This is a genomic window from Streptosporangium sp. NPDC087985 (assembly GCF_044741965.1).
Lineage (GTDB): Bacteria > Actinomycetota > Actinomycetes > Streptosporangiales > Streptosporangiaceae > Streptosporangium.
On sequence record NZ_JBIUTQ010000029.1, the window covers coordinates 15,998 to 33,041 of the forward strand.

General features: G+C 70.7%; 16 protein-coding genes and 1 pseudogene. 8 read left to right on the forward strand and 9 right to left on the reverse strand.

From position 1 onward, the window contains the following. Nucleotides 1-252 precede the first annotated feature (252 nt). The 3 genes and pseudogenes from ACIN94_RS30755 to ACIN94_RS30765 all read right to left on the reverse strand — a co-directional run. The gene (locus tag ACIN94_RS30755; protein WP_400713791.1) at nucleotides 253-1,344 is read right to left on the reverse strand and encodes a UDP-N-acetylmuramate dehydrogenase; all 1,092 of its coding nucleotides are present in this window, start codon (nucleotides 1,342-1,344) and stop codon (nucleotides 253-255) included. Continuing rightward, on the reverse strand, nucleotides 1,337-2,380 hold the full coding sequence (locus ACIN94_RS30760; protein WP_400713794.1) for a serine hydrolase domain-containing protein: 1,044 nt from the start codon (nucleotides 2,378-2,380) through the stop codon (nucleotides 1,337-1,339). The genes ACIN94_RS30755 and ACIN94_RS30760 overlap by 8 nt, the downstream gene beginning before the upstream one ends. Then, a pseudogene (locus tag ACIN94_RS30765) lies at nucleotides 2,380-2,775 on the reverse strand (UDP-N-acetylglucosamine 1-carboxyvinyltransferase); the annotation flags it as partial. The pseudogene ACIN94_RS30765 and the gene ACIN94_RS30760, both read right to left, overlap by 1 nt. A gap of 178 nt (nucleotides 2,776-2,953) precedes the next feature. Between ACIN94_RS30765 and ACIN94_RS30770 the strand changes: the two are divergent. Continuing rightward, nucleotides 2,954-3,790 (forward strand): alpha/beta fold hydrolase, encoded by an 837-nt coding sequence (locus ACIN94_RS30770; RefSeq protein ID WP_400713797.1) that lies wholly within the window; start codon nucleotides 2,954-2,956, stop codon nucleotides 3,788-3,790. Next, entirely contained in the window at nucleotides 3,783-4,346 is a 564-nt protein-coding gene (locus ACIN94_RS30775) for a TetR/AcrR family transcriptional regulator (RefSeq protein ID WP_400713800.1), read from the forward strand. Before ACIN94_RS30770 ends, ACIN94_RS30775 begins: the two co-directional genes overlap by 8 nt. Nucleotides 4,347-4,380: 34 nt before the next feature. On the opposite strand, the gene ACIN94_RS30780 is transcribed toward ACIN94_RS30775, so the two are convergent. Together ACIN94_RS30780 and ACIN94_RS30785 are read right to left on the reverse strand one after the other, a co-directional pair. After that, nucleotides 4,381-5,925 carry an ISKra4 family transposase gene (locus ACIN94_RS30780; RefSeq protein WP_400713803.1) on the reverse strand — a complete coding sequence of 515 codons (1,545 nt, stop codon included), beginning with the start codon at nucleotides 5,923-5,925 and terminating at the stop codon, nucleotides 4,381-4,383. A gap of 125 nt (nucleotides 5,926-6,050) precedes the next feature. Continuing rightward, complete coding sequence (locus tag ACIN94_RS30785) at nucleotides 6,051-6,593, reverse strand: hypothetical protein (RefSeq protein ID WP_400713806.1); 543 nt, start codon at nucleotides 6,591-6,593, stop codon at nucleotides 6,051-6,053. A gap of 42 nt (nucleotides 6,594-6,635) precedes the next feature. On the opposite strand from ACIN94_RS30785, the gene ACIN94_RS30790 reads away from it, so the two are divergent. Further along, entirely contained in the window at nucleotides 6,636-7,589 is a 954-nt protein-coding gene (locus tag ACIN94_RS30790) for a hypothetical protein (protein WP_400713809.1), read from the forward strand. A gap of 88 nt (nucleotides 7,590-7,677) precedes the next feature. On the opposite strand, the gene ACIN94_RS30795 is transcribed toward ACIN94_RS30790, so the two are convergent. Beyond that, nucleotides 7,678-8,091 (reverse strand): hypothetical protein, encoded by a 414-nt coding sequence (locus ACIN94_RS30795; protein WP_400713812.1) that lies wholly within the window; start codon nucleotides 8,089-8,091, stop codon nucleotides 7,678-7,680. 44 nt (nucleotides 8,092-8,135) lie between these two features. Here ACIN94_RS30795 and ACIN94_RS30800 point away from each other — a divergent pair, with 44 nt between their 5' ends. Both ACIN94_RS30800 and ACIN94_RS30805 read left to right on the forward strand, forming a co-directional pair. Further along, complete coding sequence (locus ACIN94_RS30800) at nucleotides 8,136-8,291, forward strand: hypothetical protein (protein ID WP_400713892.1); 156 nt, start codon at nucleotides 8,136-8,138, stop codon at nucleotides 8,289-8,291. A 138-nt stretch (nucleotides 8,292-8,429) separates the two neighbouring features. Further along, complete coding sequence (locus tag ACIN94_RS30805) at nucleotides 8,430-8,831, forward strand: PIN domain-containing protein (RefSeq protein WP_400713815.1); 402 nt, start codon at nucleotides 8,430-8,432, stop codon at nucleotides 8,829-8,831. A gap of 151 nt (nucleotides 8,832-8,982) precedes the next feature. Here the strand turns inward: ACIN94_RS30805 and ACIN94_RS30810 are convergent, their stop codons facing one another. Continuing rightward, complete coding sequence (locus ACIN94_RS30810) at nucleotides 8,983-9,876, reverse strand: MurR/RpiR family transcriptional regulator (protein ID WP_400713818.1); 894 nt, start codon at nucleotides 9,874-9,876, stop codon at nucleotides 8,983-8,985. Nucleotides 9,877-9,904: 28 nt separating this feature from the next. Further along, a complete protein-coding gene (locus tag ACIN94_RS30815; protein ID WP_400713821.1) occupies nucleotides 9,905-11,434 on the reverse strand; it encodes a glycoside hydrolase family 3 protein in 1,530 nt (509 codons plus the stop codon). Between the two features lie 195 nt (nucleotides 11,435-11,629). Here ACIN94_RS30815 and ACIN94_RS30820 point away from each other — a divergent pair, with 195 nt between their 5' ends. After that, nucleotides 11,630-13,201 (forward strand): glycoside hydrolase family 10 protein, encoded by a 1,572-nt coding sequence (locus ACIN94_RS30820; protein ID WP_400713824.1) that lies wholly within the window; start codon nucleotides 11,630-11,632, stop codon nucleotides 13,199-13,201. A 121-nt stretch (nucleotides 13,202-13,322) separates the two neighbouring features. Continuing rightward, the gene (locus ACIN94_RS30825) at nucleotides 13,323-14,504 is read left to right on the forward strand and encodes an anhydro-N-acetylmuramic acid kinase (protein ID WP_400713827.1); all 1,182 of its coding nucleotides are present in this window, start codon (nucleotides 13,323-13,325) and stop codon (nucleotides 14,502-14,504) included. A 60-nt stretch (nucleotides 14,505-14,564) separates the two neighbouring features. Here ACIN94_RS30825 and ACIN94_RS30830 read toward each other — a convergent pair whose 3' ends face one another. Then, nucleotides 14,565-15,716: a glutathione-independent formaldehyde dehydrogenase gene (locus ACIN94_RS30830; RefSeq protein ID WP_400713830.1), complete on the reverse strand. Its 1,152-nt coding sequence runs from the start codon at nucleotides 15,714-15,716 to the stop codon at nucleotides 14,565-14,567. Nucleotides 15,717-16,073: 357 nt separating this feature from the next. Between ACIN94_RS30830 and ACIN94_RS30835 the strand changes: the two genes are divergently transcribed. After that, on the forward strand, nucleotides 16,074-16,967 hold the full coding sequence (locus tag ACIN94_RS30835; protein ID WP_400713833.1) for an LLM class F420-dependent oxidoreductase: 894 nt from the start codon (nucleotides 16,074-16,076) through the stop codon (nucleotides 16,965-16,967). The last annotated feature ends 77 nt before the right edge of the window (nucleotides 16,968-17,044 follow it).

The window sequence follows — 17,044 nt, forward strand, 5'->3', positions numbered from 1 at the left end:
CAAGCCGCGCACGCCTACCTCAGCGGCTGCGGCGACGCCTTCGACTGGATGACCATCGCCCGCGAGAAACTCGGCGCAGACGCGCCCCGCGACAAAGTAATGATCCTCGCCGCTGACCTCGCCCGCGACGGCCTGCCCTGAGACGCACGCCCTATCCGCGACCTGCTCGCCCGCGTCGAAGGCGTCGACGTCTAGCCGCGCCTCCTGAACGGGGAAAAGCCCGCCTGGTCCGAAGACCAGGCGGGGCGGCGACTACCCTTCGGTGCGTTCAATCTCGATGGCCAGAACTCCGAGGGCATCTCTCCCGGCGGCCATCCACGCCGCGACAGGCCGTACGGGCTCCGGGTATAGCTGGATACCAGTCGCTTTGTAGACATCACGGGTCAGCTTCCGCAGGACCGTGTTGAAGGAAGCCGCGGTGGAGCCGTCGTGGGCGGTGAGGGTAAGGGCCCGGCGGGTCGAGCAGAACACTCCCGGTGCGAGCTGGCTGCCGGGGTGGTGTCCGGCCAACTGGAGCAGCCATCCGGCGCTGACTCGCAGGACGCTGTGGTCGTCGCGGTAGGTCACGCCACCGGCCGCGCGGACTGTATCGGCTTGAGCCGTGGTGATGGGCGGGTTGAGGAAGACCGATCCCGCCTGGCGGGCGTCCGGGCCGTTCTCCGGTAGGGCCAGGCCGCGCTCGCAGCGGTCGGTGAGGACGCCTTGGGCCGCCTCGGCGAGCGGGGGCCGGGTACCGAGGGGGACGTCGAGCGCGTGGGCGAGGTGCTGGTAAATGACCGGGGCAGCGTACCCGCTGAGGGTGAGGCGCAAGGCGACCTCAAGGATCGTCCACCGGCCCGGGTATGCCTTGAAGATACTGGTGCGGTAGCCGAAGCCGCATTCCTCGGGGCGGAGCTCGGCGAGTTGCCGACGGTTCCAGTCGTAGACGGTGAGGCGGGTAAGGGTGTCGGATATCTGCTGACCGTAGGCGCCGGTGTTCTGCACCGGGGCGGCGCCGGTGGTGCCTGGGATGCCGGCGAGGTACTCGATGCCGGACAGGCCCTCGTTGACGGTGAAGGCGGCGAGGGCGGACAGCGGTTCGCCCGCTTGAACGGTGACTTCCGTGGTGCCGTCGCCGAGCGAGCGGACGGCGATGCCGCGGGTCATCATGTGAATAACCGGCCCGGGGTATCCGGCGTCATCGGCGAGGGTGTTGCTGCCGCCGCCCAAGATGAACGGTGCTACGGGCTCGCCGATGACGGCTCGGGTGAGATCGGGCCAGGCAGCGGGGTCGGTATGGGTGAGCAGCCGATCGGCGGGGCCTCCGAGGCGGAGTGTGGTGTGGTCGGCCGGCAGTTCACTCATCAAGCGCCTCCGGGTGCCAGGTAGCGGAGATCGTTTTGAGCGCAAGAGTCCGCAGCGGTGCGATCCGGGTTCGGGCATTGCCGTAGTAGACGGCGTTGGTGCAGATCACCAGGTAGCGGCCGGCGTCTGGGGCCAGGTAGAGGCTGGTGCCGGTGAAACCGTGGTGGTACGCGACGCGGCCACCGGCGGCGAGAATCCACGACAGGCCGCGGTCCAGACCCGGTTCGATCGCGACCTGCGGGACAAGGCTCGCTCGCAGCCACTCACCTGGGGCGGCGTCGCCGTAGGTGTATGCGTCGAGCAGCCAGGTGGCGTAAGTGGCGAGGTCACGGGGTGTGGAGAAGACGCCTGCGTGCCCGGCGATGCCGCCCAGGAGCGCGGCGTTGTCGTCGTGTGCGACGCCCCAGGTCCTCGGGGCGCCAGGAATGCGCTGTTCGGTCGGCGCGACGTGGTGGCCGCGGGCAATGGGCCCGTAGACGGTGGAGTTCATCCCGATGCGCTGCCAGAGCTGGTCGGCGAGGTAGTCCAGGGGGACGCCGTTGACGTGCGCGAGGGCCAGGCCGAGGAGGATGTAGCCGCGGTTGATGTAGCGGTGCCGGCCAGGAGTGTCCTCCAGCGGTTCGCGGCATAGGAGCTCGTGCAGCGGCGCGTCGGCGCTGCGGTAGTGGTCCAAGCGCGTTGAGGCGCGTAGCCCGGAGGCGTGTGCGAGGAGCTGGCGGAGGGTCGCCTCACCGGTCATGGCGGGCAGGACGTTGCGTGTGGGTGCATCGAGATCGACCAGCCCGGTGGCAAGGGCCTGGCCGATGAGCGGCCAGGTGGCGACGACCTTGGTCAGCGAGGCGATGTCGTAGATGGTGTGCTCGGTGGGGGTGAGCTCGCCGAGCTCGGGCGCGACGGTGCCGGCGGTCAGGACGTGCTTTTGCCCGTCGATGGTGCCGCAGACGACGACCCCGCCGGGGGTGGCACCGTCGGCGACCACCTCATCAAGAGTCTCCTGAAGCCGGGCGGTGTCATTGGCGGTGAACGGTGCGGGCATCAGGGGGCCTCCGGGGTGGTGGTGATGTCGGCTCCCAGCGTGGCGAGGTTGGCAAGCAGATGGCCGTAGCCGCGCCGGAGGTGGTACACCCCCCGGATCGTAGAGGTGCCTTCGGCGGCCAGAGCGGCGATTAGCAAAGCGGTCACCGCACGGATGTCTTCAGCCGCTGCCGTGGCGGGGTGTAGCCGGATGGGCCCGCGCAGGCCGATGACCGGGCCGGTGGAGGAGATGTCGGCGCCGAAGGCTCGCAGGCCCGCGATGTGGGTGTTACGGCTGGGATACACGCGTTCGGTAATGAGCGAGGATCCATGGGCCTGGGTGAGCATCGCGGCCAGCTGCGGTGCGGTGTCGGTGGGCAGAGCCGGGTGCGGACCAGTGGCCGTCCGCATTCCGCCGCCTGCGCACCAGCCGGCCGCTACGGTGCGCGCAGTGCGCCCCGCCTGCGCGCCGCCTCTGACCTGTACTTCGGGCGCTTCGTCGTTTCTCCTGGCCGTGCCGGGGGTTCGTCGTTGACAGGTTTAGCTAATTAGCTTAGCTTTTAGCTAACAGAGTTAGCCAGATCTGGAGGATGTCGTGACCGAGTACCTTGCCGTCGACGGCGGCACGATCGCTTACGAGGTGGCGGGGTCCGGCCCGCTGATCGTTCTCGCACACGGCATGGGCGACAGCCGCGCCGCGTACCGTGCGGTGATCCCGCCGCTGGTGGCGGCGGGCTATCGGGTCGCCGCGGTCGATCTGCGCGGCTGCGGCGAGTCCAGCGTCGGCTGGCCGGCCTGGAGCCGCACCGACATCGCCGGCGACCTGCTCGCCGTGATCCGCCACCTGGGCGGCCCGGCCGTGCTCGTCGGCCACTCGGTCTCCGGCGGCGCCGCCACCATCGCCGCGGCGCGGGAGCCCTCGCTGATCACCGCGGTCGTCGAGTTGGCGCCGTTCACCCGCAAGCAGTCGATCAGCCTCGGCGACCTGCGGGTGAGGCGCTTCCGGCAGGGCATACTGCGGCTGCTCGGCACGGCCGCGTTCGGCAGCGTGCCGCTCTGGCGCTCGTACCTCGACGTGGCCTACCCCGGCGTGAAACCGGCTCACTGGGCCGAGCGGCTCGGCCGCATCGACTCCCTGCTGCGCGAGCCTGGCCGGATGAAGGCCATGCAGGGCATGGGCCGCAGCGCCCCGACCGACGCCGGCGCGCAGCTCGGCAACGTCCGCTGCCCGGTCCTGGTCGTGATGGGCACGCTCGACCCCGACTGGGCCGACCCGCACGCCGAGGGTTCGGCGATCGTCGATGCCCTGCCGTCCGGTCTCGGTCGCCTTGAGATGATCGAGGGCGCCGGGCACTACCCGCACGACCAGTTCCCCGACCAGGTGGTTTCGCTCATGCTCGCCTTCCTTCGCTCGGACGCCGCTCGTGCCTAGGGTCGGCCTGGACCCGGCGGCCGTGGTCGCGGCCGGTGCCGCCCTCGCCGACGAGGTGGGCCTCGCCAACCTGACGATGGGTTTGCTGGCCGAGCGGGTGGGCGTGCGTACCCCGTCCCTGTACAAGCACGTGAGCGGCCAGGAAGACCTCAACCGGCGCATCGCGGCCTTGGCGCTGGGCGAGGCCGCCGACGCTGTCGGCGGCGCGATCCAGGGGTACGCGGGCCGCGACGCCCTGGCGGCCGCGGCGCGCGCCTTCCACACCTTCGTCCTGGCGCACCCCGGCCGGTACGCCGCGACGATCGGCGTGGAACCGTCCGGCCCGGACGATCCGCTGGCCACCGCGGGCCGGCGGCTGCTCGGCGCGTTCACGGCGGTCCTGCGCGGCTACGAGATCGCAGAGTGCGACATGGACCACGCCCTGCGCATGCTCCGCAGCCTCTGGCACGGCTTCGCCACGTTGCAGGTGGCCAACGGCTTCCAGTGGAGCGCCGACATCGACGAGAGCTTCGAGTGGCTGATCGCCTTCGCCGACCGGGGCCTGCGCGCTATTTGAGTAGGGTGCAGCTCTTTCTCAGGGATTCGATTGATCAGGCGGTGAAACCGAGTTTGTCCTGGTAGCGGGTCTGGTGAACCCGGAGGTGCTCTTGAGCGAGATGGAAGCGCCAGTAGGCATCGAAGTCACCGTTCGCGATCATGGCCCGGAGCGTGAGGACGGCCTCGGCGCCGGGCAGGCCCCAACGGGCACCGGTGATGTCGAGGCGGTCGCCGATCAGATGGCGGCAGGCCCCCTCGATAACGCCGGTGGCGATCGGCCAGCCGGCCGCCAGGGCCCGGTCATAGCGCAAGAACGCGGCGTTGCCCTTCAGATAGCGGATGCAGGTCTCCACGCCGCCGCGGCGATCGCGGGCCAGGCCGACGGCGCCGGCTTGAGCGTCGATACCGGCCACGGTTTCATCGACGTGACCGGCCAGCACGGCGAGCGCATGAGTGGCGACCCAGTCCTCAGCGGCCGGATCACCGCCCGTGTGCAGGCACCACGCCGCCTTCCACAGATACTCCAGCACGTGGATCACATCGATGACGACGTTGATCCGCACACCGCGGCGCTCGGCCTCGGCATGAATGAGGTCGAGCTGATGGCGGGCGCCGTCGACCAGAACCACCCAGGTCCGCGCATGGGCCGGGTCGCGGGCCTCGGCCTGGTCGAACACCGATCCGATCACCTCGTCGGGGTCGGCGGACACCGACCCGCACAGCCACTTGCCGCGGGCCTTGGGTCCGGGTCGCAGTGGCCGATGGCCGTGCCGTCCGCCGGGAACGGCGATCACATCATGGCCGCGTCGGGGTGCGGGCTCGGCGTCGTAGACCACGCCCAGAGTGGCCATGCGCTTGCGGTAGGACTTCTCCCCGGCGGCCAGGCGGGTGCGGAACCGGGGCCGGGCGCGAGCGGCGGCCCGGGCGGTGCCGGGCCGCAACGCCTCCGGGCGCATCACCACGCCCTTGCCGTCGATCGAGATGACCAGCAACTCCTCAGAAGTGCGCGGCAGCGGGATCCGCTGCTGGTAGAAGGCATCGATATCGGCCGCGGCGGCCACCACCGCCTCTTCGAGCCGCCGTTTGCCGATCACCGGCCCGCACCGGGCGGTGATCGCGCTCTTGGCCGCGTCGAACGACCCGCGCACCGCCTCGGCCACCGCCAGGCGGGCCAGCCCATGGCTATGCCGTCCCCCCGGCAACGACAACGCCGCATCGGCCGGATACACATTCGGCATGCCCGGGGCGCGCCAGGCGCATCGCGTGACGGTCACCGTCCCGAAGAGCGTGGACAGCAGCCGGTGATGGCCTGCTTCCAGCCGGCGGCGCACCACCTGGCCGGCGCCGGCCACCCCGCTGGCCTTCCCCGCCGCACGGGCCGTGATCGCCGCCTGGCGCTCACGCTCCGCCCGCAGGGCCAGGTGGGCCTGCAGCAGCAGGCGCAGCAGCTCACGTCCCCGCTCGGCGAGCATCTCCTCCACAAGGTCATGGGTGAGCGTCTCGGTCGCGGGGTCGGCGAGCTGTCCGATCAGACAGTTGAAGGTGTTCTGCGCGGACGCAAAGCAGTCAGCCGGCACGGCGGTGTCGTACGGTTCCATCACGGGCTCTTCCTCCGGCGGGTTCGGGCAGGGTCGCACCTTCGAACCTGACGGCGGAGGAGCCCTCGGGTAATCACCCCGCCGGTGAGGAGGGGGTGATGTCACCCCGGGCTACCGGAGATGTTCTACCGGGTGAGCTGGGCGGCCACCTGCTCGGTCACCACGAACAGGCCGGGGGCGTCCTCGCTCAGCCAGCCCCGCTCCGCCATCCGCTTCAGCTTCGAGCGCAGGCCCTCGACCTTGGCCGCCCGCACCGGCAGCCCCAACGCCGCCACGATCTTTTTGGCCCGCATCGCGCCACCGGCATCGACCAGTACCTCCAGCACATCCTGGTAGGTCCGAGGCAACACCGATGCGCCCAGGCCCGGCCGCCACCGCAGCACCGTCATCACCCCGATCGGCGAGGTGCCCGAGTCCGGGGCCGCCCCCTCCGCCTCGTCCACGCGCTGGGGGCCGTCCACCGCGACGCCGCCGGACGGCTGCTCTACCGGACCAGCCGCCTGGTCCAGGATCTCCGCCACCGTCTCCCGTGTGATCACCAGCCGAGACAGCAGTTCCTCCTCGGCCGCCAACCGCTCCCGCAGGTGCTCGATCTGCTCCCGGATCGCCTCGGCCCGTTCCCAGGCCGCCGCCTGCCGCCGGGCCCGTTCCTCCAGCAACGAGCTCATCGCGATCGCCTCCACCCCGCACGGTAGAAGACGACCTTGCCTATGACCAGACCTTCAACGTCCCAGGTCAACCAGTCCCTGAAAACGAGCTACACCCTGCTCGGTTTGGGCAGCAACCTAGGGGACCTGCCGCCCGAGCAGCTGCCCGCGGAACTCTCACGCGCGCTCACCGACTTCCATACCTGCCGCTACGGCAGCCTCGCCGTGCGTCTGCCCCGGCTGATCTGTGTAGGACACGTGCTCAGCGGTGGCGGGACGGATCACGCGCTCCTCGCGCAAAGCTACGTTTTGGCGACCCGGATGCTCGTCAAGCTCGACGAGCAGCAGCTCGGTTGGATGGCTGCCGACCGTGCACGCCAGCTGGCCGAGGCCGGCGACGATGTGCTCACGGTGGCGGAGGCCGCGCGGAACCTCGCGGTGCTGGCCCGAAAGGCTGGCTGGAACGATCAGGCGATGTCGATCGCGCTGGCCGCCGCTGACGACCCCGGTCTGCGCAGCGCTGGACGGGCCGGTGCCGCTGAGCGCGGCCTGCTGATCCAGTCTGCGGCCTACACCGCTGCCCGTAGCGGTGATCGTAAGGGAATGCGGCAACTCACCGACGAGGCAGCCGCCATCGCCACCGAACTCGGTGGTAGCACCATGCTGCGCGACCACGGCGGTGGTTTCAGCCCGATCACCGTCCAACTGCATCTCATCTCGGCGGAGAACTCCGCTGGAGATCCCGCCGCTGCCTTGAGCGCCGCCCGCGCGATCGCGCCGCAGAGCCTGCCCAGCGTGGAGCGCCGCTCCCGCTACTACACCGACATCGCTGCGGCCTTCGGACAGTTGGGCCGCCGTGAGGAATGCGTACGTGCGCTCCTGACGGCCGAGCATCATGCCCCCGAGGAAACTCATGCACGCCCGGCGGTGAAGTCTCTCATCTCCGGTCTGCTGGTGTCCGGACGCACTGCGCCCGAACTGCGCGGTCTCGCTGCTCGCAGCGGTGTCCTTGCCTGACAAAGGAGGGGCGGCTCACCGCAGTACGTGACCGCACCGGCCCACGTGACCGCGGCCGACCTCGGCCCGGTCCTGGTCTCCTGGTCGACTACCGATCCGGGGCCGTACACAGCCTGCCAGCGTCGGCCGCCACCTGGTTGCGCCGCATGGTCAGCACCGGCGAACTGGTCGCCGAGCAGCTCCTCGCCGCCGGCCTGCTGATACCGACGGCGCATCCGGCGCCGTGGCCGCCATGCGCGAGTAGGCCGGGTGGGGAGCGGACTTCGTCATCGCCGCCCAGCTGATCGACCGCGCCGACATCGGCTCGTTCGGGATCGTCGACCTGGCCGAACCCGATGGGGACCGGGTCAGCGGGATCCGGCAGCGGCCCGTCCCGGCGACCGTCGACGAACCGCTCGCGGTGGTGTCCCGTCTGGTGCTGCGTCCGTTCGTCCTTCACCGGCTCATCGCGCGCCCGGAAGCCCGCGGTGAGGTAGACCTCGGCCTCGCTTTCGGAGAACACTGCCGGAGGACCCGGACGCGTCCGCCTGCGCTCTGCGGGACGCGCTGACCGTCTACGCCGGTGTGGACGTCGCGGTGGTCATCGCTGACTCCGACGGCCGCGCCGACCAGCACGGCGCCCCGGTCGCCGTGGTGCGGGGCGCCGTCTACGACGCCAGCGACGAGGGCGTGGCCGCCATGCTTCACCACCGGCCCGGGTAACGCCGGGCCGTCTAATGGGCGCCGCCCAGCAGCAGCCGGATCCACCAGTCGCCGACCTCGGCTGCTCGCTGCTCCACGAAGTCTCCGTTCGGGAAGGGTGGGTGCGGCCCTCGCTTCCGTTGGGCAGACGGACGTCGCGTGACCGAGCGCTTCGAGACCGTCGTCTTGGACTCTCAGGGGCTGTCCGCCTGGATTGCCCAAGACCGCAAGCTTCTCGCGATGTTGCAGGTGTTCCACGAAACGGCGGCCGATCTCGTCGTCAGCGCCAATACCATCGTCGAAGTGAGTCACGCACGAGTGAACGTGCCCCGGCTGCGCTGGACGTTGTCTCGGGTCAGAGTCGAGCCGGTGACCGAAGAAGCGGCGAAGGCATCGGCGGAGTTGCTCAAAGCCACGGGTCTGCACGGTCGCAAGTACGCGATCGACGCAACCGTCGCAGAGGCCGCACTGCGCCAGCCTGGTCCGGTGGCGATCGTCACCTCGGACATCGACGACATGGCCAGGCTGTGCGGTGGCCGCGTACAGATCATCGGTCTCTGAGCGGCACCTGGTCTACGCATCGGTCGCCGGCGCGGACCGCCACAACACCGAAAAGCCGCCGCAGAACGTGGTGAGTAAACACCCGCAACGCCAGGAAGCTGCTCGGGCCGCAGGCGCTGCTCGCGGCGGCGTGGGTCCGTGTCCGGGGCGGTTACCTGTTCCGGCGGCGGGTGTCCGTCATGAACTCGTCGAGCGCGCCCCGGGTGGCCCGCAGCGCCGCGTCCGAGGTCTCGAACGTGCGCTGGGCGATGCCGACGAAGATGCAGTCCACGATCAGGAGCTGACTGATCCGGCTGGCCAGCGCGCCGGGCCGGAACGCGGTCTCCCGGCCGGCCGAGACCAGGACGTGGTCGGCGAGCTCGGCCAGCGAGGAGCGCGGATTGTTGGTGATCGCCACCGTGGTCGCGCCCCCCTTGCGCGCGATGTGCATGGGTGCGAGCACGTCGGGGGTCTCGCCGGTGCAGCTCACCCCCACCGTGACGTCGCCCTGCCCGATCAGGGCCGCGCTGGTCAGCGCCATGTGCGCGTCGGTGAAGGCATGGCTGGACCGGCCGATCCGCATCAGCTTCTGCGCCATGTCGACGGCCACGAGGCCGGAGGCGCCGACGCCGTGGACGTCCACCCGGCGGGCGGCGACCATGGCCTCGACGACCGCGCCCAGCCGGTCGGGGTTGAGCTGCGCGGCGGTGTCGGCCAGCGCCTCGGACTCGGCCCGGGTCACCTTCGCGATCACGTCGGTGAGCGGGTCGTCGGGGCCCAGGTCGCCGGGGACGAGCCGTTCGGGCCTCTCCCGGGCCACCGCTGCGGCCAGGGCGAAGCGCAGCTGTGAGTAGCCGGCGAAGCCCAGGGCTCTGGCGGTGCGCACGATTGTGGCCTCACTCGTCCCGGAGACCGCGCTGAACTCGGTGATGGTGCTGCGCGCCACCATCGCCGGGTCGTCGAGGATGAGCCGGGCGATGGCCTGCGCCGCGGGGGTGAGAGAGGGCAGGACCGCCCTAACCGTGGCCACCAGGTTCCCCGGGGTGGGACCGTCGTGGTCGTTCATGTGGACACCTTTTCTGTCGAAACCAAGCCTATTGGCCACTGGTCAGCCAGAGAGCGGCGGCGCGGGCCGAAACTCGCGAAATACCGTATGTGGCGATATAGACCGCCCCGATGGACTCGCCCGGCAGACCGGTCTCGATCACGATCGCGTCGGGGCGCAGCCGGACGGCCCGTGCCAGCAGGTCGCGGACCCACGCGTGGCGCGGGGCGTCGTGCACCACCAGGACGAGCGGGCGCCCGTCGTCGGAGAGGTCGGGGAGCTCGGCCGTCTCGGCGGTGACGGTATGCCCGACGGTGCCCGGCAGCAGCTCGGTCAGGGCGCCGAGGATCCCGGTGGGGACGGAGGGGTCGACCGCCGGGTTCAGCCGCGGGGCGATGTCGACGACCAGCGGCGGCCGCGAGAGCGCGGGGGAGGGGCGACCGTCCGAGACGACCACCCGCATCGCCGCGCGGGCGGCCTGCAGGCCGAGATCCCCGGCTTCCCCGGCGTCCCGCGGCGCCCGCGCGGTGTTCTCGGCGTGCCAGCCGGCCAGGGCAAGCACGCGGGCCGCCGCCTCGGCGAGGCGTTCCTCCGGCAGCCTCCCGTCGTGCACGGCCGTCACGATCGCGTCGCGCAGCGCGTAGACGCTCTCCCCGTCCGGGGAGGAGGCGCCGACGCAGATCGCGTCCACCCCCGCGGCCAGCGCGCGGACGGCGATCTCGCCCGGCGGGTGAAGGGCGGCGACGGCGCGCATCTCGATCGCGTCGGTGACCAGCAGCCCGCCGAAGCCCAGCTCCTCACGGAGCAGACCGGTCAGGATCCTTCTGCTCAGCGTCGCCGGGTTGTCCGGATCGAGCGAGGGCACCAGCAGGTGGCCGCACATCACGGCCTGGACTCCGGCCCGCACCGCCGCGCGGAACGGTGGCAGGTCGCGCTCCCGGAGGAGCTCCGGGGAGGCGTGCACGGTGGGCAGCGCGTGGTGGGAGTCGGTGACGGTGTCTCCGTGGCCGGGGAAGTGCTTGGCGCAGGCAGCCACGCCGGTACTCTGCAGGCCTGTGATCCAGGCCGTGCCGTGGCGGGAGACGAGCTCGGGGTCGGGGCCGAAGGAACGGATGCCGATCACCGGGTTGGCCGGGTTGGCGTTGACGTCCACCACGGGGGCGTAGTCCAGGGTGATGTCGGCGGCGGCGAGGAGGAGACCGATCTCGCGGGCGACCCGCTCGGTGCGCCCGATGTCGTCGGCCACGCCGAGCGCCCGGTTGCCCGGCCAGGAACTGCCGGTACTGGCCTCCAGCCGGGTGACCGCCCCGCCCTCCTCGTCCACCGCGACCACCACGGCCGGGTTCTCCCGGCGCAGCCCGGCGACGAGTTCGGCCGTCTGCGCCCGGCCCGCGAGGTTGCGGGCGAACAGCACGGTGCCGCCGAGGCCCTCGGCGAGCGCCCGGCGCAGCCAGTCGGGCGGCGTGATGCCGTCGAATCCGGGCTGGAGCACGGTCATGGCCAGCCGGGACAGATGAGGACTGCTGTGGGACATGGGCGGCACCTTCTCACCGGAGACGTCTTCCGGCAGGTTACACATCAATGACACTTTCTTTCACCATCATTGCCTTGAAGGTAGATTTCTGCCAGTCTCGCCGTCGAGACCCCCGTGACCCCTCCTGATCACTTCCCTGCCCGTTCGACGGCTTTCGGCCCGTGGCTTTCCGGCCCCGCGGCCTCATGGCCTCGGACGGCCGGGGACGGCCAGGGGCGAAACACCCCCCTTGGAGTCCGCATGAGCTCACCTACCAGACGCACCCTCCTGCGCGGCCTCGCCCTCGCCGCCGCGGCGACCGCCGTGCCCCTGCCCGCCTTCGCCTCCTCCGCCTTCACCTCCTCCGCTTTCGCCTCTTCTCCGGCCGCCGCGTACGTGCCGCCGCTGCGCCAGATGCGCGGCATGTGGATCGCCTCGGTTGTCAACATCAACTGGCCGTCGAGGACCGGGCTGACCGCCGACCAGCAGAAGGCCGAATATCTCTCCTGGCTTGAGCTGGCGCAGGCCCGCAAGCTGAACTCGATGTTCGTGCAGATCCGGCCGACCGCCGACGCCTTCTGGCCCTCGAACTTCGAGCCCTGGTCGCAGTATCTGACCGGTACCCAGGGCCAGGACCCCGGCTACGACCCGCTGGCGTTCCTGGTCGAGGAGACACACAGGCGGGGCCTGACGTTCCACGCGTGGTTCAACCCCTACCGCGTTTCGATGCAGTCCGACCGGGCCAAGCTGCACCCGGACCACCCGGGCCGCAAGCACCCCGACTGGATCGTCTCCTACGGAGGCAAGCTCTACTACAACCCCGGAATTCCCGAGGTCCGGGCGTTCGTGCAGGACGCGATGATGGACGCGGTCACCCGCTACGACATCGACGGCCTGCACTTCGACGACTACTTCTACCCGGTCAACACCACCGAGTTCGACGACAGCGCGGCCTACGCCACGTACGGCCAGGGCTTCTCCGACCTCGCGGCCTGGCGGCGCCACAACGTGGACCTGCTCGTGCAGGAGATGCAGCAGCGGGTACGGCAGGCCAAGCCGGAGGTCGCCTGGGGCATCAGCCCGTCCGGCATCTGGCGCAACAAGGCCACCGACCCTCTCGGCTCGGAGACCAGCGGCGGCCAGTCCTACGACAGCCTGCACGCCGACACCCGGGGCTGGGTCAAGAAGGGCTGGCTGGACTACATCGCGCCGCAGCTCTACTGGTACATCGGCCAGTCGAACGCCGACTACGCCAAGCTGGTCCCCTGGTGGTCCGACGTGGCGGCGGGCACCGGCACGGAGCTCTGGATCGGCCAGGCGGCCTACAAGGCGGGGGCGGCCGGGCAGCCCGCCGAGTGGTTCCAGCCGGACGAGCTCACCAGGCACCTGACCCTCAACCGGAACCACCCGGAGGTCGGCGGCGACATCTGGTACAACTCGGGCGACGTCCGCGAGGACCGGCTCGGCTCGGTCACCACCGTCGTGACCGACCACTACACGCGTCCCGCTCTCGGCCCGCTGCTGCCCAGGCTCGCCGGCGGCAACGCCCCACGCCGCCCGGTGCTCACCTGGGCGCGCCGGGTGGACGGGGGCGCCGAGCTGCGCATCGTCGCCACGGGTAATGAGACCCCGTTCCAGTACGCGATCTTCCGGCTCGACCGGCCCGCCGGTCCCGAGGACTTCACCGACGCCCGCAACCTGGTCGCGGTCGTCCCCGCCGAACGGCACCTGATCTGGGTCGACCCGGCGGGCGCCAAGGGCGCGTACTACTACGTGACGGCCGTCGACCGGGTCAACCGGCAGAGCCCGCCGAGCCAGGGCCGCCGCGTGTAGGGGGAGTCGCCCGCAGGAGGTCCGTGGCGGGTGACCGGAGACCGGGATGCCACCCGCACTCCGTCTGCAGATAATCTCCTTAAAATTATGTTCCTGTGAAAGTTTCCTGCGAGGAGAAGGCGTGCGGGTGCTCGGACTGATCTCGGGGACCTCCCATGACGGGATCGACAGCGCGGTCGTGGACTGGTCGATGAGGGACGGTGTGCTGGCCGGGGTCGTCGAGCACACCGGCGAGCGGCCGTACGACCCCGGGCTCCGGGCGCGGATCGTCGCCGCGCTGCCGCCGAACCCGATCGACATGGCCGAGGTGTGCCGCCTCGACACGCTGATCGGCCAGGCGTTCGCCGACGCGGCCGAGGCGGCAGGCCCGGCCGATCTCGTCTGCTCGCACGGGCAGACGCTGTACCACTGGGTGGAAGACGGCAGGGTGCGGGGCACCCTGCAGCTCGGCCAGCCCGCCTGGATCGCCGAACGGACCGGCGTTCCGGTGGTCTCCGATCTTCGCGTGCGCGATGTCAGCGCGGGCGGCCAGGGCGCGCCGCTGGTCTCCTTCTTCGACCTGCTGCTCCTGGCCGACCTGCCGGGCCGCGGCGGCGCGCTCAACCTGGGCGGCATCGCCAACCTGACCGTCGGCGGGCTCGGGATCGCCTACGACACGGGCCCGGCGTCGGCGCTGCTGGACGCCGCGGTGTCGGCCGCCACGGGCAGGCCGTACGACGAGGACGGCCGGCTCGCCGCGGCCGGGCGGATCCACGAGGGACTCCTGCGGGAGCTGCTGGCGGAGCCCTACTACCAGGCCCTCCCGCCGAAGACCACCGGCAAGGAACTCTTCCACCCCGGCTACCTGGCCAGGGTCGCCTCGCCGTACGGGCTGGCCCTCGCCGACCTGGTGGCGACCCTGACCGCGCTGACAGCCGAGACCGTGGCCGCGGAGATCCGGCGGCACCGGCTCGACACGGTGATCGTGTCGGGCGGCGGGGTGCGGAACCCGGTCCTGATGGACATGCTGCGCGCACGGGCCGGGCAGGCGCACATTTTGCCGAGTGACGAGTTCGGCGTCCCCGCCGACGCCAAGGAGGCGATCGCCTTCTCGCTGCTCGGCTGGATGACGGCGCACGGGCTGCCGGCGACGGTGCCCGGCTGCACGGGCGCCGCCGGACCGCGGGTGCTCGGCACGATCACGCCCGGCCGGGGACCGCTGACGCTGCCCGAGCCGCCCGGCGAGGCACCCGTCCGCGTACGCCTCAATGCCCTGTCGGCCGTACGGCGGCATCCCGGTGGCGCCCCGGTCGCGGGGTGGTAGCGGGCGGGCCGGGCCGCGGGAGCCCTTCCGGCGGGATCGCGGTCCGGTCCGGGCCTCGGGTCAGCGGTGCCCGTCGGGATGGAGGACGACCTTCGTCCAGCCCATGTCGCGCTTGTCGAAGTGCGAGTACCCCTCGGGGGCCTGGTCGAGCGAGAGCTCGTGCGAGACGATCTGCGACGGCTTGGCCCTCCCCTCCCGGATGAGGTTGAGCAGCTTGCGGTTGTACCGCTTGACCGGGCACTGGCCCGTGCCCATGCTCTGGCCCTTGAACCAGAACATGCCGTAGTCGAAGACGACCTCGCCCTTCCGGTACAGGTCGTCGGGGCTGCCGGGGTCCTGCGGGATGAAGACCCCGACGACTCCGATGGAGCCGGCGTAGCGGACGGAGTTCACGAGGTTGTTCAGGGTCATGTTCGGGTGCTCGTGGCCCTGGGGGTCATGGGCCTGGTAGCCCACGCACTCGGCTCCCCGGTGGGCGCCCAGCCCGCCGGTGTGTTCCAGGATCTGGTCGACCGGCGACCCCTTGGAGTCGTCGATGGGGATCCCGCCGAACTTCTCGACGAGTGCGAGCCGGTCGGGGTGGCGGTCGACGACCATGATCTTGCTCGCGCCCTTGATGTTCGCCGAGAGGGCCGCCATGAGCCCGACCGGGCCGGCGCCGTAGATGGCGATGGTCTCCCCAGGTAGCAGGCCGGCGAGCTCGGTGGAGTGCCAGCCGGTGGGGAAGATGTCGGAGAGCATGACGTAGTCGGCCTGGTTGTCCCGGGCCTCGGGCGGCAGGATGAGGCAGTTGTGGTCGCCGTAGGGTACGCGGAGCAGTTCCGCCTGCCCGCCGCTGTAGGGCCCCATGTCGGCGAAGCCGTACGCGGCGCCGGCCATCCGCGGCTCCGGGTTGGTGGTCAGGCAGTACGAGAAGAGGCCGCGTTCGCAGTTCTCGCAGAAGCCGCACGAGATGTTGAACGGGAGACACACCAGATCTCCGATCTTCACCCGGTCGACGGCCTGACCGATCTCGATGACCTCACCGAGGTTCTCGTGACCGAGCACCCGGCCCGACTCCATGTCGGTCCTGCCTTCGTACATGTGCAGGTCGGACCCGCAGATATTGGTGGTGGTGATCCTCACCAGGACATCGGTCGGTTTCTCGATCCTCGCGTCGGGGACATCCTTGATCTTGACGTCTAGTGGTCCTTCGTAGACGAGAGCTTTCACGGTCTTCCCCCTGTGTTCTCGGGCACATCGGTGGGCGGCGACTCCGCGCGGACCCCGGCGCGCCGTCATCCTGTGCAGCCGCGCCGTCCCCTGTGACATCCGTGGGAGGCCGTTCCGGCTGCGGGTCCCCCTCGCGTTCGGTCCGCACGGCCACCTCCGGCCCGCAGGCGAGAGTCCCTCTCTCTCCTGTCCAGCTTGTCACGATGTTGGAAATAGTGAATTGAATGGGGGAAATGTGTGGTTCAAGTTCCATTTTGCCGTTCATGCCCAATGGGTGACAACCGACCGTCACCTTCCGGTAACGTATAGTGTCTGGCGACAATCGAACCGTTGAGTCGAGCTTGATCGGAGACCGCGATGAGCATCGGACGGATCGGGGTGTGGCATCCTCTGCTGGGCCGGGAGCCGGCCTCAGCCGTACGGCGGGCCGCGGCCGAGATCGAGGAGCTCGGCTACGGCACGCTGTGGTTCGGCGAGGGATCGGGGACCAGGGAGGCGTTCAGCTCCGCGGGGATCTTGCTCGCGGCCACGGAGCGGATCTCGGTCGGCACCGGTATCGCCAATATCTGGGCACGGGACGCGACCGCCATGGCGGCGGGGGAGAGGACGCTCGGCGAGGCGTACCCGGGGCGGTTCGTGCTGGGCATCGGGGTCAGCCACGCGCCCCTCGTCTCCCGGCGCGGTCACGACTACGCCCATCCCCTCGCCGCGATGAGCGCCTATCTCGACGCGATGGACACCGCCGCGCGTGACCTGCCGTTCCCCGACAACCCGCCCATGCCCAGGCTGCTGGCCGCGCTGCGGCCCCGGATGCTGGAGCTCGCCCGGGACAAGGCGGACGGCGCCCACCCCTACTTCGTGCCGCCGGAGCACACCGTGCTCGCCCGTGAGATCCTCGGCCCGGCCCCGATCCTCGCCCCCGAGCAGGCCGTCGTCCTGGAGCATGACCCGGCCGTGGCCAGGGAGATCGCCCGCGCGCACATGGCCGGCTACCTGAGGCTGCCGAACTACGTCAACAACCTGCGCCACCTCGGCTACGAGGACGGGGACTTCGCCGACGGCGGCAGCGACCGGCTGGTGGACGCGATCGTCGCGTGGGGGGACGTGGAGGCCGTCGCCGGCCGGATCGTCGCGCATCTCAACGCCGGGGCGGACCACGTCGCCATCCAGCCGCTCTCCTCCGACCTGTCCGAGGGCATCGCCCAGCTCGCCGAACTGGCACCTGCCCTGGGCGTGCGACCGGGGGAGTAAAGCGGTACGCCGGGGAAGACACCTCCTTCTTCCGCGTTTCCGGACGGCCTGCCCTGTCGCAACCGCCGCCCGGCGCG